Below are 17,140 nucleotides of genomic sequence, written 5' to 3' on the forward strand. Positions count from 1 at the left end.
AAAGAGAATACATGAGAATTGCAGATTATAGCGTGACCAAGGCAGTGCTGGAGCGTCACGGATTTACCTTTAAAAAATCCTTCGGTCAGAACTTCTTGACCGATACCAACATCCTTCAAAAAATTGTGGATACGGCAGAGATTGATAAGCAGGTCAATGTCATCGAAATCGGTCCTGGAATTGGAGCACTTACTGAGTTCTTGGCGGAAAATGCCGCAGAAGTCATGGCCTTTGAAATTGATGACCGTTTGGTTCCCATCTTAGCGGATACCTTGCGGGAGTTTGGCAATGTAACGGTTGTCAACCAAGACATCCTCAAGGTAGACCTCAACCAGTACATCGCAGAGTTTAAAAATCCAGACCTTCCGATCAAGGTGGTGGCTAACCTTCCTTACTACATTACGACTCCGATTTTGATGCACTTGATCGAATCCAAGATTCCTTTCCAAGAATTTGTGGTCATGATGCAAAAAGAGGTGGCAGACCGCATCTCAGCTGAGCCCAACACCAAGGCTTATGGTTCTTTATCCATTGCAGTCCAATACTATATGACCGCTAAGGTAGCTTTTATCGTGCCCCGCACCGTCTTTGTGCCAGCACCAAATGTCGACTCTGCCATCCTCAAGATGGTCCGTCGCGAAGAACCAGCAGTAGCAGTCAAGGATGAAGATTTCTTCTTCTCTGTCAGCAAGGCTAGCTTTGTCCACCGCCGCAAAACACTTTGGAACAACTTGACCAGTCGCTTTGGAAAGACCGAAGAAGTAAAGGCTAAACTGGAAGCAGGGATCCAAGCAGCTGGATTGAAACCATCTGTACGAGGAGAATCTCTTAGCTTAGAAGACTTTGCTCGTCTAGCAGATGGCCTTCTAGAAGCAGGAATAAAGTAACAGAAAAGACATGAGCTTCGTAGCTCATGTCTTGTTTGTTGTAGAAGGAAAGGACGGGATTTGAACCCGCGCGTGAATAAAAATCCACTTGCCGGATTTCGAGTCCGGTGCCGTACCGAGCTGGGCCACCTTTCCAAGATGCGGAGAAAGGGATTTGAACCCTCACGCCCGAAGGGGCACATGCGCCTGAAGCATGCGTGTCTGCCGTTCCACCACCTCCGCATAGTTCTATTATACACTTTTTAGGAAAAATGCCAAAGAAAAAAAGGAAGGCTCCTTCTCCCTATATCCGCTAAAAGACATTTCATAATGGGCGTTCCATCTTCTGTTCCTATGCATTCAACAAAACGGTCAAGTTCATTTCTTAAATCAACAGGAGGGTTTCTATTTGCGTTTTTCTTATAGAGCAATCCAGCCTTATTTCTCATTTTTTGGTATAATAGATAGTATTAATCTCAAAGGAGTGCGATTTGCAAGGAACCATCGTCAAGGCCTTGGCTGGCTTTTACTATGTGGAGTCAGACGGTCACATTTATCAGACACGGGCTCGTGGAAATTTTAGAAAAAAAGGACAGACTCCTTATGTGGGGGATCAGGTAGAATTCTCTGCTGAAGAGAATTCAGAAGGCTACATCTTGAGCATTGCGCCTCGAAAAAATAGCCTCGTGCGCCCTCCTATTGTCAATATTGATCAGGCAGTAGTGATTATGTCAGCTAAGGAGCCAGATTTCAACGCCAATCTTTTAGACCGTTTTCTGGTTCTTTTGGAGCATAAGGGGATTCATCCCATTGTCTATATTTCAAAACTGGACTTGCTAGAAGATATGGAAGACATCCACTACTACCAAGGAATCTATCAGGCTATTGGCTATGATTTTGTCTTGTCGATTGAGGAACTCTTGCCCCTTTTGACCAATCAAACCACGGTCTTTATGGGACAGACCGGTGTAGGAAAATCGACCTTGCTCAATAAAATCGCTCCGGATCTAGAGCTTGAAACGGGTGAGATTTCAGATAGTCTGGGGCGCGGTCGACACACGACCCGAGCTGTCAGCTTTTACCATCTAAATGGAGGAAAGATCGCAGATACGCCAGGCTTCTCCTCCCTTGATTATGAAGTGACAACCAGTGAAGACTTAAATCAAGCCTTTCCGGAGATCGCCGATGTGAGCCATTCTTGTAAATTTCGTACCTGTACCCACACGCATGAGCCCGCTTGTGCGGTGAAACCAGCCGTTGAAAGAGAGGAAATTGCGCCTTTCCGTTATGAGGATTACTTGCAATTTCTAAGTGAGATTGAAAACCGTCGCGAAACCTATAAAAAAGTTTCGAAAAAAATGCCAAAATAGGAGACACTACAACGATGAAAACAACGAAAATTGCACCCTCAATTTTGAGTGCCGATTATGCTAATTTTGAAAGTGAATTGAAACGCTTAGAAGCTGCAGGAGCTGACTATGCCCATATCGATGTCATGGATGGCCATTTTGTGCCCAATATCAGCTTTGGAGCTGGTGTCGTAGAGAGCATGCGTCCGCATAGCAAGTTGGTCTTTGATTGCCACTTGATGGTCACCAATCCCGAACACCATATCGAAGAATTTGCCCGTGCAGGTGCTGATATCATCAGCATCCACGTAGAAGCTACTCCCCATATTCACGGAGCTCTTCAAAAAATTCGTCAAGCAGGTGTGAAGGCTAGTGTCGTGATCAACCCAGGGACTCCTGTAGACAGTATCAAACATGTCTTGAACTTGGTGGACCAAGTCTTGGTCATGACCGTTAATCCAGGATTCGGTGGTCAAGCCTTCTTGCCTGAAACCATGGACAAGGTGCGCGAATTAGCCGCTCTTCGTGAAGAAAAAGGCTTAGACTTTGATATCGAAGTGGATGGTGGAATTGATGGCCAAACTATTTCCCAAGCAAAAGAAGCAGGGGCCAATGTCTTTGTAGCAGGCTCTTATGTCTTTAATGGAGATGTTAATGAGCGCGTTCAAACGCTCCGAGATGCTGTAAATGGGTAACATCGCAATACTGGCAGGAGGTGACAGCACGCTCTTGCCGAGAGATCATGACGTTTATGTAGGCGTTGATGGTGGCTGTTTGAAGTTACTGGAACAAGGTCTGCCTTTAGATATAGCTGTGGGGGATTTCGATTCTGTCTCTGAGACCGATTTGCGCCAGATCCGAACCCAAGCCAAGCAGGTTGTTCAATCCGTCCCTGAAAAGAACGATACGGATTTGGAATTGGCTTTGAAAGTGGCCTTTGAGGCCTATCCAGATGCTGCTGTCACCGTTTATGGTGCCTTTGGCGGTCGCTTGGATCACTTTTTGTCCAATATCTTTTTGCCGACCGATCCAGACCTAGCTCCTTATATAGAGCAGATTCAATTAGTCGATGGTCAAAATCGCTTGATCTACAGACCAGCTGGCTGCCATGAGATTCAGCCAGATCCAGCCATGTCCTATATTGGTTTTATGCCTGTTGGAGAAGGTCGCCTAGAAATCACAGGGGCCAAGTATCCGCTCCATCAGGAGAATTATTTTTTGAAGGCCATGTATGGCTCCAATGAATTTTTGGATCAACCGATTCAAGTGAGTCTTGATCGTGGCTATCTTGTCATTGTTTATAGTAAAGACAGAGGTTAATATGAATATCATTCTGCTTCTGATTGGCCTGCTCAATCTGGGTCTCCTCATCTATTTTTTGCAACGGTCAGATGACACAAGACCGGCTTTACGAGAGATGCTGGAAGACCATGAGGATCATTTGACAGACCAGTTGGACTATCGTTTTGAAAAAGAAAGACAAGCAAGCCAGATTGCCAATCAGCAGTTAGAGATCACCCTGACAGATCGCTTAACCGAGATGCGAGTGGAGATCCACCAGCAGACGACGGCTCTGCGCGCTGAGATGAATGAGCACTTTACTAAAAATCGGGACAAAACAGATGAGCGCATGCGCCAGATCCAAGAGTCCAACGAAGTGCGGCTAGAACAGATGCGCCAAACGGTAGAAGAAAAATTGGAGAAAACCTTGCAGCACCGTTTGCAGACCTCCTTTGAGACGGTTTCAAAACAATTGGAGTCGGTCAACAAAGGGTTGGGAGAAATGCAGACAGTGGCGCGGGATGTCGGAACTCTTAATAAAGTTCTCTCCAATACCAAGACGCGTGGGATTATGGGCGAATTGCAGCTGGGTCAAATCATTGAAGATATCTTGACCCCAGCCCAGTATGAGCGGGAGTTTGTCACCGTTCCCCAATCCAGTGAGCGCGTGGAGTATGCTATTAAGCTTCCAGGACAAGGAGAGGAGCCAGTCTATCTGCCGATTGACTCTAAATTCCCACTGGAAGACTACTATCGTCTGGAAGAAGCTTATGAATCCGGAGAGAAAGAGGAGATCGAGCGTTACCGCAAGGCCCTTCTTGCTAGTATCAAGCGTTTTGCTAAGGATATCCAACAAAAATACCTCTTTCCACCAGCGACAACGAATTTCGGAATTCTCTTTTTGCCAACCGAAGGCCTCTATTCCGAAGTGGTTCGCAATCCAGAATTCTTCGATCGCTTGCGTCGGGACGAACAAATTTTAGTGGCTGGGCCAAGTACCTTATCAGCCCTCTTGAACTCCTTGTCTGTTGGCTTTAAAACGCTCAACATCCAAAAGAGTGCAGATGACATTAGCAAGGTGTTGGGATCGGTCAAATCAGAATTCCATAAGTTTGGAGGGATTCTGGCCAAGACTCAGCGCCATTTAAAGAATGCTTCCAATAATATTGATGATTTGCTAACCAGACGGACCAGTGCCATCGAGCGGACACTCCGCCAAATCGAAAGCGATGAGGACCTGCTGGGACTAGATGTATATATAGAAGATGGAGAAGATGATGGTCAAAATTAACCAAATGAAAAAAGATGAATTGTTCGAAGGATTCTATTTGATCAAGTCAGCAGAAGTGCGTCAAACGCGGGCCGGGAAAAACTACCTCGCCTTTGTCTTCCAGGATGAGACCGGTACAATCGAAGGTAAACTATGGGATGCCCAACCTCACAATGTAGAGAGTTTTATGGCTGGGCGCGTGGTCCATATGTCTGGACGTCGAGAAGTTTACAATAATACTCCGCAAGTCAACCAATTAAACATGCGCTTGCCCCAAGCAGGAGAGCCCAACAATCCAGCAGACTTTAAGGAAAAACCACCAGTAGACCCTAAGGAATTGCATGAATACCTGTCAAACATGATTTTCAAAATTGAAAATCCAGTCTGGCAACGGATTGTCCGTGCCCTCTATGGGAAATATGAGAAAGAGTTTTATAGCTATCCAGCTGCTAAAACCAACCACCATGCCTTTGAAGCCGGTCTTGCTTATCATACGGCGACCATGGTCCGCTTGGCAGATAGTATCGGTGATATCTATCCTCAGTTGAATAAGAGCTTGCTCTTTGCAGGGATTATGTTACACGATTTGGCCAAAGTGATCGAGTTGACAGGTCCTGAAAATACAGAATACACTGTTCGGGGCAACCTCATCGGCCACATTGCACTCATCGATGAAGAAATTAGCAAGGTCTTGCAAGACTTGAAGATTGATGACCAAAAAGAAGAAGTCATCGTCCTTCGCCATGTGATCTTGAGTCACCATGGCTTGCTCGAATACGGTAGTCCTGTTCGTCCAAAGATCATGGAAGCAGAGATTATTCATATGATCGATAATTTGGATGCAGAAATGATGATGATGACAACAGCACTTGGCTTAATTGGTCCTGGAGAAATGACCAATAAAATCTTTGCTATGGAAAACAGATCCTTCTATAAACCGAATCTCGATGAGTAAAAACAGCGAGAAATACGGGAATGCTTCTGCCAAAAATGAAATAATCAGGAAAAAACGGCCTTCTGTAAATCAGAATGTTCGTTTTTTTCTGTTCTTATGGTATAATGATAGAAAAAACTACATGGTGAGAAAATGAAATTAAGAAGAAGTGAACGGATGGTCGTGATTTCTAATTACTTGATCAACCATCCCTATGAATTGACTAGTCTCAATACGTTTGCGGAAAAGTATGAGTCTGCCAAGTCTTCCATCTCAGAAGATATCGTGATCATTAAGCGTGCGTTTGAAGAGATGGAAATTGGAAATATTGAGACCATTACAGGAGCTGGAGGAGGCGTGATCTTTACACCGTCTATCTCAGATCAAGAATCCAAAGAAATCGTCGAGGATCTTTGCAAGCAACTGTCTGAAAGTGATCGTATCCTTCCTGGTGGCTACATTTACTTGTCTGATCTTTTGAGCAATCCGAAGATTTTGAATCGGATCGGACGCATCATTGCCAAAGCCTTCCGAGATAAGAAGATTGATGCTGTCATGACCGTAGCGACCAAGGGAGTTCCTTTAGCGAATGCAGTGGCTAATGTCTTGAATGTTCCATTCGTCATTGTCCGTCGTGATTTGAAAATCACAGAAGGGTCAACCGTTAGTGTCAACTATGTTTCAGGCTCAAGTGGAGATCGCATTGAGAAAATGTTCCTTTCAAAACGGAGCCTAAAAGCAGGAAGCCGGGTCTTGATTGTCGATGACTTCCTTAAAGGTGGCGGAACGATTAACGGAATGGTCAGTCTCTTGGCTGAATTCGATTCTGAATTAGCAGGGGTAGCTGTCTTTGCAGATAATGCTGCAACCGACCGGGAATTCTTTGAACACAAATCCTTATTGCGCGTGACCAACATCGATGTAAAAGAAAATAAATTGAGTGTCGAAGTTGGGAATATCTTTGATTAAGAGCAACAAAGGAGGATCAAAAAGTGAAAAGAATTTTAGATCGATTTGATAATAGTCCTTTGTGGATTCGCTTGGTGACAGTTCTTACCTTATCCTTTATTTTGGTAGCTGGCTTGTATACTGTTAAAAAGAATACAGCTGCTCAGGTAACGACAGAAATTCAACCTGCTAAAAAAACAGGTTCCCTTCCAGTGAAAAAGGAAACAAAGGAAGAAAAAGAAAAGAAGGAAGAAAAGAAAAATACAGAAGCTGCTGAAAAAGCAGTCGTTCAAATGGAAACAACTCCAAGTCAAGATTCTGTGAACGCTGCCCAGGCTGCTGTGAAGAAAGTCAAAGATGCAACTCAAAAGCAATCGCTTGAAGCCCGTATCCAATACATTGCTAACTATTATGGACTGACCTATGAGAGTGGTACTGTGACAACGCAGCAGACTCAAACAGACGCTAATGCCAACACGAACGCAAACGCGAATGCTAATGCCAATGACAATGCTAATGCCAATGCTGGAGTAGCTGGAGGCAATGCGACAGTTCAACCACAACAGCAACAACAGAATGCTCCAGCTGCAGCTACAGGGGCAGAAGAACCAGCTCAAGCTGGTCAATAGTGAACTTTTTCGACTTCTTTAAAAAATAAAAAAACATCTTGCAATCAAAGTGCCGTCATGTTATAATAATAGACGGTACTTTTTACTTTTGGTCTCTCAAGAGTGTACAGGGACGTGCTGACAAATGTTGCAAAAGTACACACGGATGGTAGCTGTCACCAAGTGTACCATCACCAAAAATAAAAAATTTCACAGGAGAATGTAGATGCCTACAATTAACCAATTGGTTCGCAAACCGCGTAAATCAAAAGTAGAAAAATCTAAATCACCAGCTTTGAACGTTGGTTACAACAGTCATAAAAAAGTTCAAACAAACGTTTCTTCACCACAAAAACGTGGTGTTGCAACTCGTGTTGGAACAATGACACCTAAAAAACCTAACTCTGCCCTTCGTAAATTTGCCCGTGTACGTTTGAGCAACTTGATCGAAGTGACTGCTTATATCCCAGGTATCGGACACAACTTGCAAGAACACAGCGTGGTTCTTCTTCGTGGTGGACGTGTAAAAGACCTTCCAGGGGTACGTTACCATATCGTCCGTGGTGCACTTGATACTGCAGGTGTAAACGATCGTAAACAAGGCCGTTCTAAATACGGTACTAAAAAACCAAAAGCATAAGGAAAGGGGATAAAGAAAAATGAGTCGTAAAAACCGTGCGCCTAAACGCGATGTATTGCCAGATCCGCTTTACAATTCACAATTAGTTACTCGTCTTATCAACCGCGTTATGCTTGATGGTAAACGTGGTACAGCTGCTTCAATCGTTTACGGAGCTTTCGAACAAATTAAAGAAGCTACTGGAAACGATGCTCTTGAAGTATTCGAAACAGCTATGGAAAACATCATGCCTGTACTTGAAGTACGTGCTCGCCGTGTCGGTGGTTCTAACTACCAAGTCCCAGTTGAAGTTCGTCCAGAACGTCGTACAACACTTGGACTTCGTTGGTTGGTAACAATCGCTCGTCAACGTGGTGAACACACAATGGTTGATCGTCTTGCAAAAGAAATCTTGGATGCAGCGAACAACACTGGTGCAGCTGTTAAGAAACGTGAAGATACTCACCGTATGGCTGAAGCTAACCGTGCATTCGCACACTTCCGCTGGTAAGATTAAGATACTAAGGGCGTTAAAAAAGCGACTGAAATTAGGAAGCTTGACGAAGAATCAAAGATTCTAGGAAAGCTTATCTATTTTCCGAGCTTTTAGCCCAGGTTCAATTGAGCTCGATCAGCTCTTGAACCCAATTCAACTCTTCTTAAAAGTTGGAACCAAAACTTAGCATGAAAACACTGAGAACGGGTAGGTCCTGCCTATCCGTTTTTATTAAATCATGTTATAATAGAATATAGAAATAAAAAATATAGGAGAAACAAACCTCATGGCACGCGAATTTTCACTTGAAAAAACTCGTAATATCGGTATCATGGCTCACGTCGATGCTGGTAAAACAACTACAACTGAGCGTATCCTTTACTACACTGGTAAGATTCACAAAATCGGTGAAACTCACGAAGGTGCGTCACAAATGGACTGGATGGAGCAAGAGCAAGAACGTGGTATCACTATCACATCTGCCGCTACGACAGCTCAATGGAAAGACACTCGTGTAAACATCATCGACACACCAGGACACGTGGACTTCACTATCGAAGTTCAACGTTCACTCCGCGTTTTGGACGGTGCTGTAACCGTTCTTGACTCACAATCAGGTGTTGAACCTCAAACTGAAACAGTTTGGCGTCAAGCAACTGAATACGGAGTTCCACGTATCGTATTCGCTAACAAGATGGATAAAATCGGTGCTGACTTCCTTTACTCAGTAAGCACACTTCATGACCGTCTTCAAGCAAACGCTCACCCAATTCAATTGCCAATCGGTGCTGAAGATGACTTCCGCGGAATCATTGACTTGATCAAGATGAAAGCTGAAATCTATACTAACGACCTTGGTACAGATATCCTTGAAGAAGATATTCCAGCTGAATACCTTGAACAAGCTCAAGAATACCGTGAAAAATTGGTTGAAGCAGTTGCTGAAACTGATGAAGACTTGATGATGAAATACCTTGAAGGGGAAGAAATCACTAACGAAGAATTGAAAGCTGGTATCCGTAAAGCTACAATCAACGTTGAATTCTACCCAGTACTTTGTGGTTCAGCCTTCAAGAACAAAGGGGTTCAATTGATGTTGGATGCAGTCCTTGACTACCTTCCAAGCCCACTTGATATCCCTGCAATCAAGGGTGTAAACCCAGATACAGACGAAGAAGAAGAACGTCCAGCATCTGATGAAGAGCCATTTGCAGCTCTTGCCTTCAAGATCATGACTGACCCATTCGTAGGTCGTTTGACATTCTTCCGTGTTTACTCAGGTGTCTTGAACTCAGGTTCATACGTCTTGAACACTTCTAAAGGTAAACGTGAACGTATCGGACGTATCCTTCAAATGCACGCCAACACTCGTAAAGAAATCGAAACAGTTTACTCTGGAGATATCGCTGCTGCCGTTGGTTTGAAAGATACTACAACTGGTGACTCATTGACAGATGAAAAAGCAAAAATCATCCTTGAATCAATCGAAGTTCCAGAACCAGTTATCCAATTGATGGTTGAGCCTAAATCTAAAGCAGACCAAGACAAGATGGGTATCGCCCTTCAAAAATTGGCTGAAGAAGATCCAACATTCCGCGTTGAAACAAACCCTGAAACTGGTGAAACAGTTATCTCTGGTATGGGTGAGTTGCACTTGGATGTCCTTGTTGACCGTATGAAACGTGAATTCAAGGTTGAAGCTAACGTTGGTGCTCCTCAAGTATCTTACCGCGAAACATTCCGCGCTTCTACACAAGCACGTGGATTCTTCAAACGTCAATCTGGTGGTAAAGGTCAGTTTGGTGATGTTTGGATCGAATTTACTCCAAACGAAGAAGGTAAAGGATTCGAGTTCGAAAATGCTATCGTCGGTGGTGTGGTTCCACGTGAATTCATCCCTGCAGTAGAAAAAGGACTTCAAGAATCTATGGCGAACGGTGTTCTTGCTGGTTACCCAATGGTTGACGTGAAAGCGAAGCTTTACGATGGTTCATACCACGATGTCGACTCATCTGAAACTGCCTTCAAGATCGCTGCATCTCTTGCACTTAAAGAAGCTGCTAAGACTGCACAACCAGCTATCCTTGAACCAATGATGCTTGTAACCATCACAGTTCCTGAAGAAAACCTTGGGGATGTTATGGGTCACGTAACTGCTCGTCGTGGACGTGTAGATGGTATGGAAGCACACGGTGCAAGCCAAATCGTTCGTGCTTATGTGCCACTTGCTGAAATGTTCGGTTACGCTACTGTCCTTCGTTCTGCAACTCAAGGACGTGGTACGTTCATGATGGTATTTGACCACTACGAAGATGTACCAAAATCAGTACAAGAAGAAATCATTAAAAAAGCTAAAGGTGAAGCTTAATTTGCCAAAGCTAAAAAACTCTTCCCAAAATGGGAAGAGTTTTTCTTTGTTCAAAAAGTGAGTGCAAGTAAAAAAGCATCCCTACTATCGATCAAGACTTTGTGAAAAACTTTAATAAAAGAGGTGGTGATCTATGATAAATCTTGCTTTTCGTTGGGAAATAGTTGCTTTTTAATGCAATAAAGTATATAATAGAGACTGTTAAAAGATGTTTGGCGCTGTGTCAAGTTACTCTTTTCACAAAAAAATTTTTTGATTTTCATAAGGAGGAAATCACGAATGGTAGTTAAAGTTGGTATTAACGGTTTCGGTCGTATCGGACGTCTTGCTTTCCGTCGTATCCAAAACGTAGAAGGTGTTGAAGTTACTCGCATCAACGACCTTACAGATCCAGTTATGCTTGCACACTTGTTGAAATACGATACAACTCAAGGTCGTTTCGACGGTACTGTGGAAGTTAAAGAAGGTGGATTCGAAGTTAACGGTAAATTCGTTAAAGTTTCTGCTGAACGCGATCCAGAACAAATCGACTGGGCTAACGACGGTGTAGAAATCGTTCTTGAAGCAACTGGTTTCTTTGCTACTAAAGCAGCTGCTGAAAAACACTTGCATGCTGGTGGTGCTAAGAAAGTTGTTATCACTGCTCCTGGTGGATCAGATGTTAAAACAGTCGTATTTAACACTAACCACGATATTCTTGATGGTACTGAAACAGTTATCTCAGGTGCTTCATGTACTACAAACTGCTTGGCTCCAATGGCTAAAGCTCTTCAAGATAACTTCGGTGTTGTTGAAGGATTGATGACTACTATCCACGCTTACACTGGTGACCAAATGATCCTTGACGGTCCACACCGTAAAGGTGACCTTCGTCGTGCACGCGCTGGTGCTGCTAACATCGTTCCTAACTCAACTGGTGCTGCTAAAGCAATCGGTTTGGTTATCCCTGAATTGAACGGTAAATTGGACGGAGCTGCACAACGCGTTCCTGTTCCAACTGGATCAGTTACTGAATTGGTAGTTGTTCTTGACAAGAACGTTACTGTTGATGAAGTGAATGCAGCTATGAAAGCAGCTTCAAACGAATCATACGGTTACACTGAAGATCCAATCGTATCTTCAGACGTTGTAGGTATGTCTTACGGATCATTGTTTGACGCAACTCAAACTAAAGTTATTGACGTTGACGGTAAACAATTGGTTAAAGTTGTTTCATGGTATGACAACGAAATGTCTTACACTGCACAACTTGTTCGTACTCTTGAATACTTCGCAAAAATTGCTAAATAATTCATGCGTATGAAGAGAGGAGGGATACCTCCTCTTTTTTTGTACTTTTTTTAGGGCTTTCTCATCATATTATAGGAATTGCCAGAATAGATTGACAGTGCTAAATAGATTAGGGTATCCTATTCTTGATTGGAGATTTCTAATACAATGAAATGAAAGCGATTACAGGTCGTGAAGAAAGGAGCCAATAGAAATCGCTCAAGAAAAAGAAAAAAACCATACAAGGAGGTCAAGATGAAAGGTCATCTATTTGAAAAGAAAGAACGATTTAGTATACGAAAATTCAGTGTGGGAGTTTGCTCCGCATTGATTGGGTTAGCATTTTTAGGAACAGGTGCTGTCTCTGCAGATGAGGCGGTTTCTACTAGTGAACAAGCCTTGGAAAGCTCTTCAGCAACGACCGAAGACGTCAATCATCTAGTGAGAGAAGCTAGCGTCTATACTGCAGATGCAGTCTTACCTTCTGCAGAAACGGAAAAACCAGCCGCAGAAGCGCTCACTCCAGAGGCTAGTCCTACAAGTACAGAAGCTAGCTCGACAACTACAGATACTCCAGCTGTTTTAGAGACTGAAAAACCAAAAGCTACTGCTGAAAAAGTGGCTGATTTACCAACCAATGAAGAAAAACAATTAAGACCCAAAGAAGTTAAGTTCGATACCTGGGAAGATCTCTTGAAGTGGGAACCAGGAAAACGAGTGGATGACGATATGAATAGAGCAAGCGTCCCACTTGCGAGTCGTTTTCAAGGGAAACAAATTAATGAACAAGCTAATCCTGAGGCGAAGATCCAAGCACTGTCAAACATGAACTCCAAAGCCAAGGATCATGCGTCTGTCGGAGGGGAAGAGTTTAAGGCCTATGCTTTTGATTACTGGCAATATTTGGACTCCATGGTCTTTTGGGAAGGGCTGGTTCCATCAGCAGATGTGATCGATGCTGCCCACCGAAATGGGGTTCCTATTTATGGAACAATCTTTTATAACTGGTCTAGCAGCATCAAGGATCAAGAACATTTTGCAGAAACCTTGAAAGAAGATAGTGAAGGCTCTAAAACCTTCCCGATCGCCCGTAAATTAGTCGAACTTGCCAAGTACTATGGCTTTGATGGTTACTTTATCAACCAAGAAACGACTGGAAATCTTGTAGAACCATTGGGTCCAAAATTGAGAGATTTTCTTCTTTATACCAAGGAATATGCGAAAAGTCTGAACTATCCGATTAAGTATTCTTGGTATGATGCTATGACTTATGAATATGGCCGTTACCATGAGAATGCGCTGGGAGAATACAACTACAATTTCATGCAGCCAGAAAATGGGGAAAATCCAGTTGATACCTTCTTTGCTAACTTTAACTGGGGCAAATCAGAAGTTGATTATTCCATCAGTACAGCCAAATGGATTAATCGGAATCCTTATGATGTTCTTGCTGGACTCGAGCTCCAAAAAGGAGGCTCTTATAAGACTAATGTAGACTGGAATGCCATTTTAGATGAACATGGCAAGTTGCGTCTATCCCTTGGTCTTTATGCGCCAGATACGATTACAGGTCTAGGAAAGACTGGAGAAGGATACCATACCCATGAAGATCTATTCTGGACAGGTTTCCAAGGAGATCCGACTAAAGGAAAACCAGCAGACCAATCTTGGTACGGTATGTCCAATCTAGTAGTGGACAAAACTCCTATTACAAGTGAAGATTTCAATACTTCCTTCAATACTGGACACGGAAAACACTGGTTTGTGGATGGCAAGATTTCTAAAGAAGGGGAGTGGAACTACCGTTCTGTTTCTGGCTACCTTCCAACCTGGCGTTGGTGGGTAGAGCATAGTGAAGATAGTACACCATTGAAAGGTCGCTATGATTTTGATCAAGCCTACAATGGAGGAAATTCTCTAGCCTTTGAAGGAGATTTAAAAGCCAATAGCAGTCAAAATATCATGCTCTATTCGACCAAGATCCCTGTGACAGAAACGACCAAGTTGAGCGTCTCTCACAAGGGCGGGGTCGGAGCAGCTGCTTGGGTAGCTGTTGCCACCAAAGAAGACTACTCTGAATACGAATGGAAAGAATTGACACCGAGTGCGGATTGGTCTACTCAAACCTTTGATTTGGGAAGTTTGGCTGGCAAGACCATTTATGCTGTGAAGATGTTCTTTGACCATGATACGGATGTCAAAGACTACAAATTTAATCTCGGCCAATTGTCGATTACGTCAAACCAAGAGAAACCAGCGACTCCAGCAGAAGTATCCGTTCGAGCAAAACGTCTACAAAATGCGCAAGAAGCAGAAGCAGTCCTCAATTTTAAAGGGGTAGCAGATGCGGATTATTATGAAGTCTATGAAAAAGATGGCGACAACTGGCGTCTTTTAACAGGGTCTTCTGCGACAACCGTCTATCTACCAAAAATTAGCCGTTCAGCAATTGCTGAAGGAACGACTCAGGACCTCAAGGTTGTGGCAGTGGGGAAGAACGGCCAACGTTCAGATGCAGGGACTGTGGCCTTTGATTGGGGCATGACCGTGTCAGATACCAGTCTTCCAAAAGCTTTAGCACCAAACGTGGTCATTGGAGCGAAAGTGATCGGTTCGAGCTTCCCAGATGCGGATGGTAGTGAAGGCATTGAAGGCATGTTAAATGGGACCATTACCAGTCTTTCAGATAAATGGTCTTCTGCTCAATTGAGTGGAACCGTCGATATCCGCTTGACACAACCTCGGACCATTGTTCGTTGGGTCATGGACCATGCCGGTGCTGGTGGGGAATCTGTCGATGATGGCAAGATGAATACCCGTGACTTCGACCTTTACTACAAGGACGAAGCCGGTGAATGGAAACTCGCTAAGGAAGTTCGTGGCAATAAAGCCCATGTGTCTGACATTACACTTGATCATCCGATCAAGGCTCAAGACTGGCGTCTCCATGTCATTACAGCAGATAACGGCACCCCATGGCAAGCCATCCGGATTTACAACTGGAAGATGTATGAAAGTCTAGATACTGAGACGGTCAACATTCCGATGAAAAATGCCGCAGCGCAAAACCTAGGTAATCATTTTGTCCAAGTCGGTTTCAAAGATGTCCCAGCTCATACTACTCTGACTCTTTATGCCGATAAAGAAGCCACTAGTCCAATTGCGACCATGACAGCCGATCAAGCTGGAAATCTCATCTTTAAACCGCTCGCTTTTGAATCAACCCCGTCTCTTCTTTACTATCGCGCACAAGTTCCTGGTAAAGATATCAGTAATGTTTTGGCGATCGAAGTTCCAAAGAATGATAAAGAGATTGCGGGACTTCAATTTGAAGATGGATTGACTAAGAAGGTCTACCGGGAAGGCGATGCCCTTTCCTTGAAAGGGGCGACTCTCCGCGTTCATTATAAAGATGGCCAAGCAGATCAACTGGTCAACCTCACCAACTCAGGTATAGAGATTCATGGATTTGACAGTAGCAAGCTCGGAGAACAACACCTAGAAGTTTCTTACCTTGGTCAGAAATTGGATAAGACCCTCACTGTTTTTGTGGTCAGTGCAGAGGAAGCAGGTGAAAAAGCAGTTGCTGGTCTAGAATTGACTGACAAACCAAAAGTGGAATATATTGTCGGAGAAGCATTGGAGAAAGAAGGCGGACGCTTTAAAGTCGTCTTTGAAGATGAAACGACTGAAACGCACGCCTTGACAGATGAAGGGGTGGAAGTGACTGGCTTTGATACGACCAAGGAAGGTCGTCAAACTATCACTGTCCATTACAAAGGAGCTAGTACAAGCTTTGATGTCCTCGTGAATCCAAAACCAGCTCTCAACGATGAATACCTCAAGCAAAAATTGGCTGAAGCTGAAGCTGCAAAAGCCAAAGTAGACTTTACTTTTGCCAGTCCTGAAGTCAAAGAAGCCTTGCTAGCTGGAATGGCTGCTTCTGAAAAAGTCTTGAAAGAGCATGACACCAGCACACAAGATCAAGTCAATGAGCAGTTGAACCAATTGACCGCTCTCTTGAAAGCCTTGGATGGTCAAGCCAATCTAGTCAAAGAAAAAGAAGCTCTCTCTGCCCTAACAACAGAAGCGACCGCTCTATTAGCAAGCAAGCCAAATCACCCTTCTGGTGAGGCTTTGCAGGCACTGATTGAGAAAAATAAAGAGCTCCTAGCTTCTTCAGAGCTCACTCCTGAAGCGCTTGCAACCGCAAAGACAGGTCTAGAGACCTTGATTGCGCTCCTGAAAGAAGACAAGCCAGCGGTCTTTGTAGATCCTGCGACTGGAGTCGAAGTTCAATTCTCCAACTTAGAGCCAACCGTTGTCAAAGGACTAAAAGTCGCAAAAGTTGAAGCCAACCAGGCAGAAAAAGAAGAGCTGAAGGGACGAGAAGGAATCGTCTTTGATATTGAAGGCGTGGATGCAAGCGGTCAGGATATCGATACCCACCATCCATCCCTTGTGAAAATCCCTGTGGATAAGGATAAAGAAGTTGAGCAAGTCCTCTTCTTCCCAGAAGGTCAAGCTCCTCAATCCTTGGCCTTTGAGAGAGTTGGAGATGTGGTCATCTTTACAGCTCCTCACTTTACCCACTATGCGATTGTCTACAAGCCAGCAAAAACGGAAGGACCAGATCAACCGATCCAACCAGAAGAACCGGCTAAACCTGATCAGCCTGTTCAACCAGATCAACCTGTTCAACCAGATCAACCAGATCAACCTGTCCAACCAGCTGCCCCAGTGACTCCAGATCCATCTAATCCATTGAAGCCTACAGAGTCTTCTCAAGTGGATCAGTTGACCCCAACGACTTCTACTCAACCGGATCATCAAGAGGAAGAGCACAAGGATATGGTCGATCAAGAGATCCATCAGTTGTTAAGTACCCACCAAGGAACGAACTCACAGCCAACGGTTCAGCAAGAAACAAAAGATGCAAGCAAAGAAAGTCAATCGGAACACTTGCCAAATACGGCAAGCCTAGAAGCTTCCTTTGCAGCTGAAGCTGTTCTTCTAGCAGCCTTAGGCGGCTTCCTCTTGGCTGGTAAGAAGAAAGAAGAGTAAGTCTTTTACAGGATTCTTTTGTTCACTAAAAAAGTCACTCTCAAAAAAACCTCTCTGGTGAAAACCAG

Annotated in this window: 13 protein-coding genes and 2 tRNA genes; 13 read left to right on the top strand and 2 right to left on the bottom strand. The window is 43.9% G+C overall.

Annotated elements, in window-relative coordinates:
* Positions 1-11 precede the first annotated feature (11 nt).
* Entirely contained in the window at positions 12-887 is an 876-nt protein-coding gene (gene rsmA, locus SM121_RS03160; protein ID WP_320911134.1) for a 16S rRNA (adenine(1518)-N(6)/adenine(1519)-N(6))-dimethyltransferase RsmA, read from the top strand.
* Positions 888-932: 45 nt separating this feature from the next.
* Here the strand turns inward: rsmA and SM121_RS03165 are convergent.
* Positions 933-1,022 (bottom strand) — tRNA-Ser (locus tag SM121_RS03165).
* Between the two features lie 4 nt (positions 1,023-1,026).
* Positions 1,027-1,109 (bottom strand) — tRNA-Leu (locus tag SM121_RS03170).
* A 248-nt stretch (positions 1,110-1,357) separates the two neighbouring features.
* Between SM121_RS03170 and rsgA the strand changes: the two genes are divergently transcribed.
* The 12 genes from rsgA to SM121_RS03230 all read left to right on the top strand — a co-directional run bounded on the left by rsgA (position 1,358) and on the right by SM121_RS03230 (position 17,072).
* Positions 1,358-2,236 carry a ribosome small subunit-dependent GTPase A gene (rsgA, locus tag SM121_RS03175; RefSeq protein ID WP_031573894.1) on the top strand — a complete coding sequence of 293 codons (879 nt, stop codon included), beginning with the start codon at positions 1,358-1,360 and terminating at the stop codon, positions 2,234-2,236.
* Between the two features lie 14 nt (positions 2,237-2,250).
* Complete coding sequence (rpe, locus tag SM121_RS03180) at positions 2,251-2,910, top strand: ribulose-phosphate 3-epimerase (protein ID WP_320911135.1); 660 nt, start codon at positions 2,251-2,253, stop codon at positions 2,908-2,910.
* Complete coding sequence (locus SM121_RS03185; protein ID WP_155127976.1) at positions 2,903-3,535, top strand: thiamine diphosphokinase; 633 nt, start codon at positions 2,903-2,905, stop codon at positions 3,533-3,535. Before rpe ends, SM121_RS03185 begins: the two co-directional genes overlap by 8 nt.
* A 1-nt stretch (position 3,536) precedes the next feature.
* Entirely contained in the window at positions 3,537-4,787 is a 1,251-nt protein-coding gene (locus SM121_RS03190; RefSeq protein ID WP_155127979.1) for a DNA recombination protein RmuC, read from the top strand.
* Positions 4,774-5,721 (top strand): 3'-5' exoribonuclease YhaM family protein, encoded by a 948-nt coding sequence (locus tag SM121_RS03195; protein WP_155127982.1) that lies wholly within the window; start codon positions 4,774-4,776, stop codon positions 5,719-5,721. Before SM121_RS03190 ends, SM121_RS03195 begins: the two co-directional genes overlap by 14 nt.
* Positions 5,722-5,853: 132 nt before the next feature.
* On the top strand, positions 5,854-6,669 hold the full coding sequence (gene purR / locus SM121_RS03200; RefSeq protein WP_003012466.1) for a pur operon repressor: 816 nt from the start codon (positions 5,854-5,856) through the stop codon (positions 6,667-6,669).
* 23 nt (positions 6,670-6,692) lie between these two features.
* Complete coding sequence (locus SM121_RS03205; protein ID WP_003012477.1) at positions 6,693-7,277, top strand: hypothetical protein; 585 nt, start codon at positions 6,693-6,695, stop codon at positions 7,275-7,277.
* 205 nt (positions 7,278-7,482) lie between these two features.
* On the top strand, positions 7,483-7,896 hold the full coding sequence (gene rpsL, locus SM121_RS03210; RefSeq protein WP_003003125.1) for a 30S ribosomal protein S12: 414 nt from the start codon (positions 7,483-7,485) through the stop codon (positions 7,894-7,896).
* 19 nt (positions 7,897-7,915) lie between these two features.
* Positions 7,916-8,386: a 30S ribosomal protein S7 gene (gene rpsG, locus SM121_RS03215; RefSeq protein ID WP_003003105.1), complete on the top strand. Its 471-nt coding sequence runs from the start codon at positions 7,916-7,918 to the stop codon at positions 8,384-8,386.
* A 271-nt stretch (positions 8,387-8,657) separates the two neighbouring features.
* The gene (fusA, locus tag SM121_RS03220) at positions 8,658-10,739 is read left to right on the top strand and encodes an elongation factor G (RefSeq protein ID WP_003003071.1); all 2,082 of its coding nucleotides are present in this window, start codon (positions 8,658-8,660) and stop codon (positions 10,737-10,739) included.
* Positions 10,740-11,018: 279 nt separating this feature from the next.
* Complete coding sequence (gene gap, locus SM121_RS03225) at positions 11,019-12,029, top strand: type I glyceraldehyde-3-phosphate dehydrogenase (protein WP_003003093.1); 1,011 nt, start codon at positions 11,019-11,021, stop codon at positions 12,027-12,029.
* Between the two features lie 234 nt (positions 12,030-12,263).
* Positions 12,264-17,072, top strand: coding sequence for an endo-beta-N-acetylglucosaminidase (locus tag SM121_RS03230; RefSeq protein ID WP_320911136.1), 4,809 nt, complete (start codon positions 12,264-12,266; stop codon positions 17,070-17,072).
* Positions 17,073-17,140 lie beyond the last annotated feature (68 nt).

The organism is Streptococcus sp. S1, assembly GCF_034137685.1.
GTDB classification, from domain to species: Bacteria; Bacillota; Bacilli; order Lactobacillales; family Streptococcaceae; genus Streptococcus; species Streptococcus dentalis.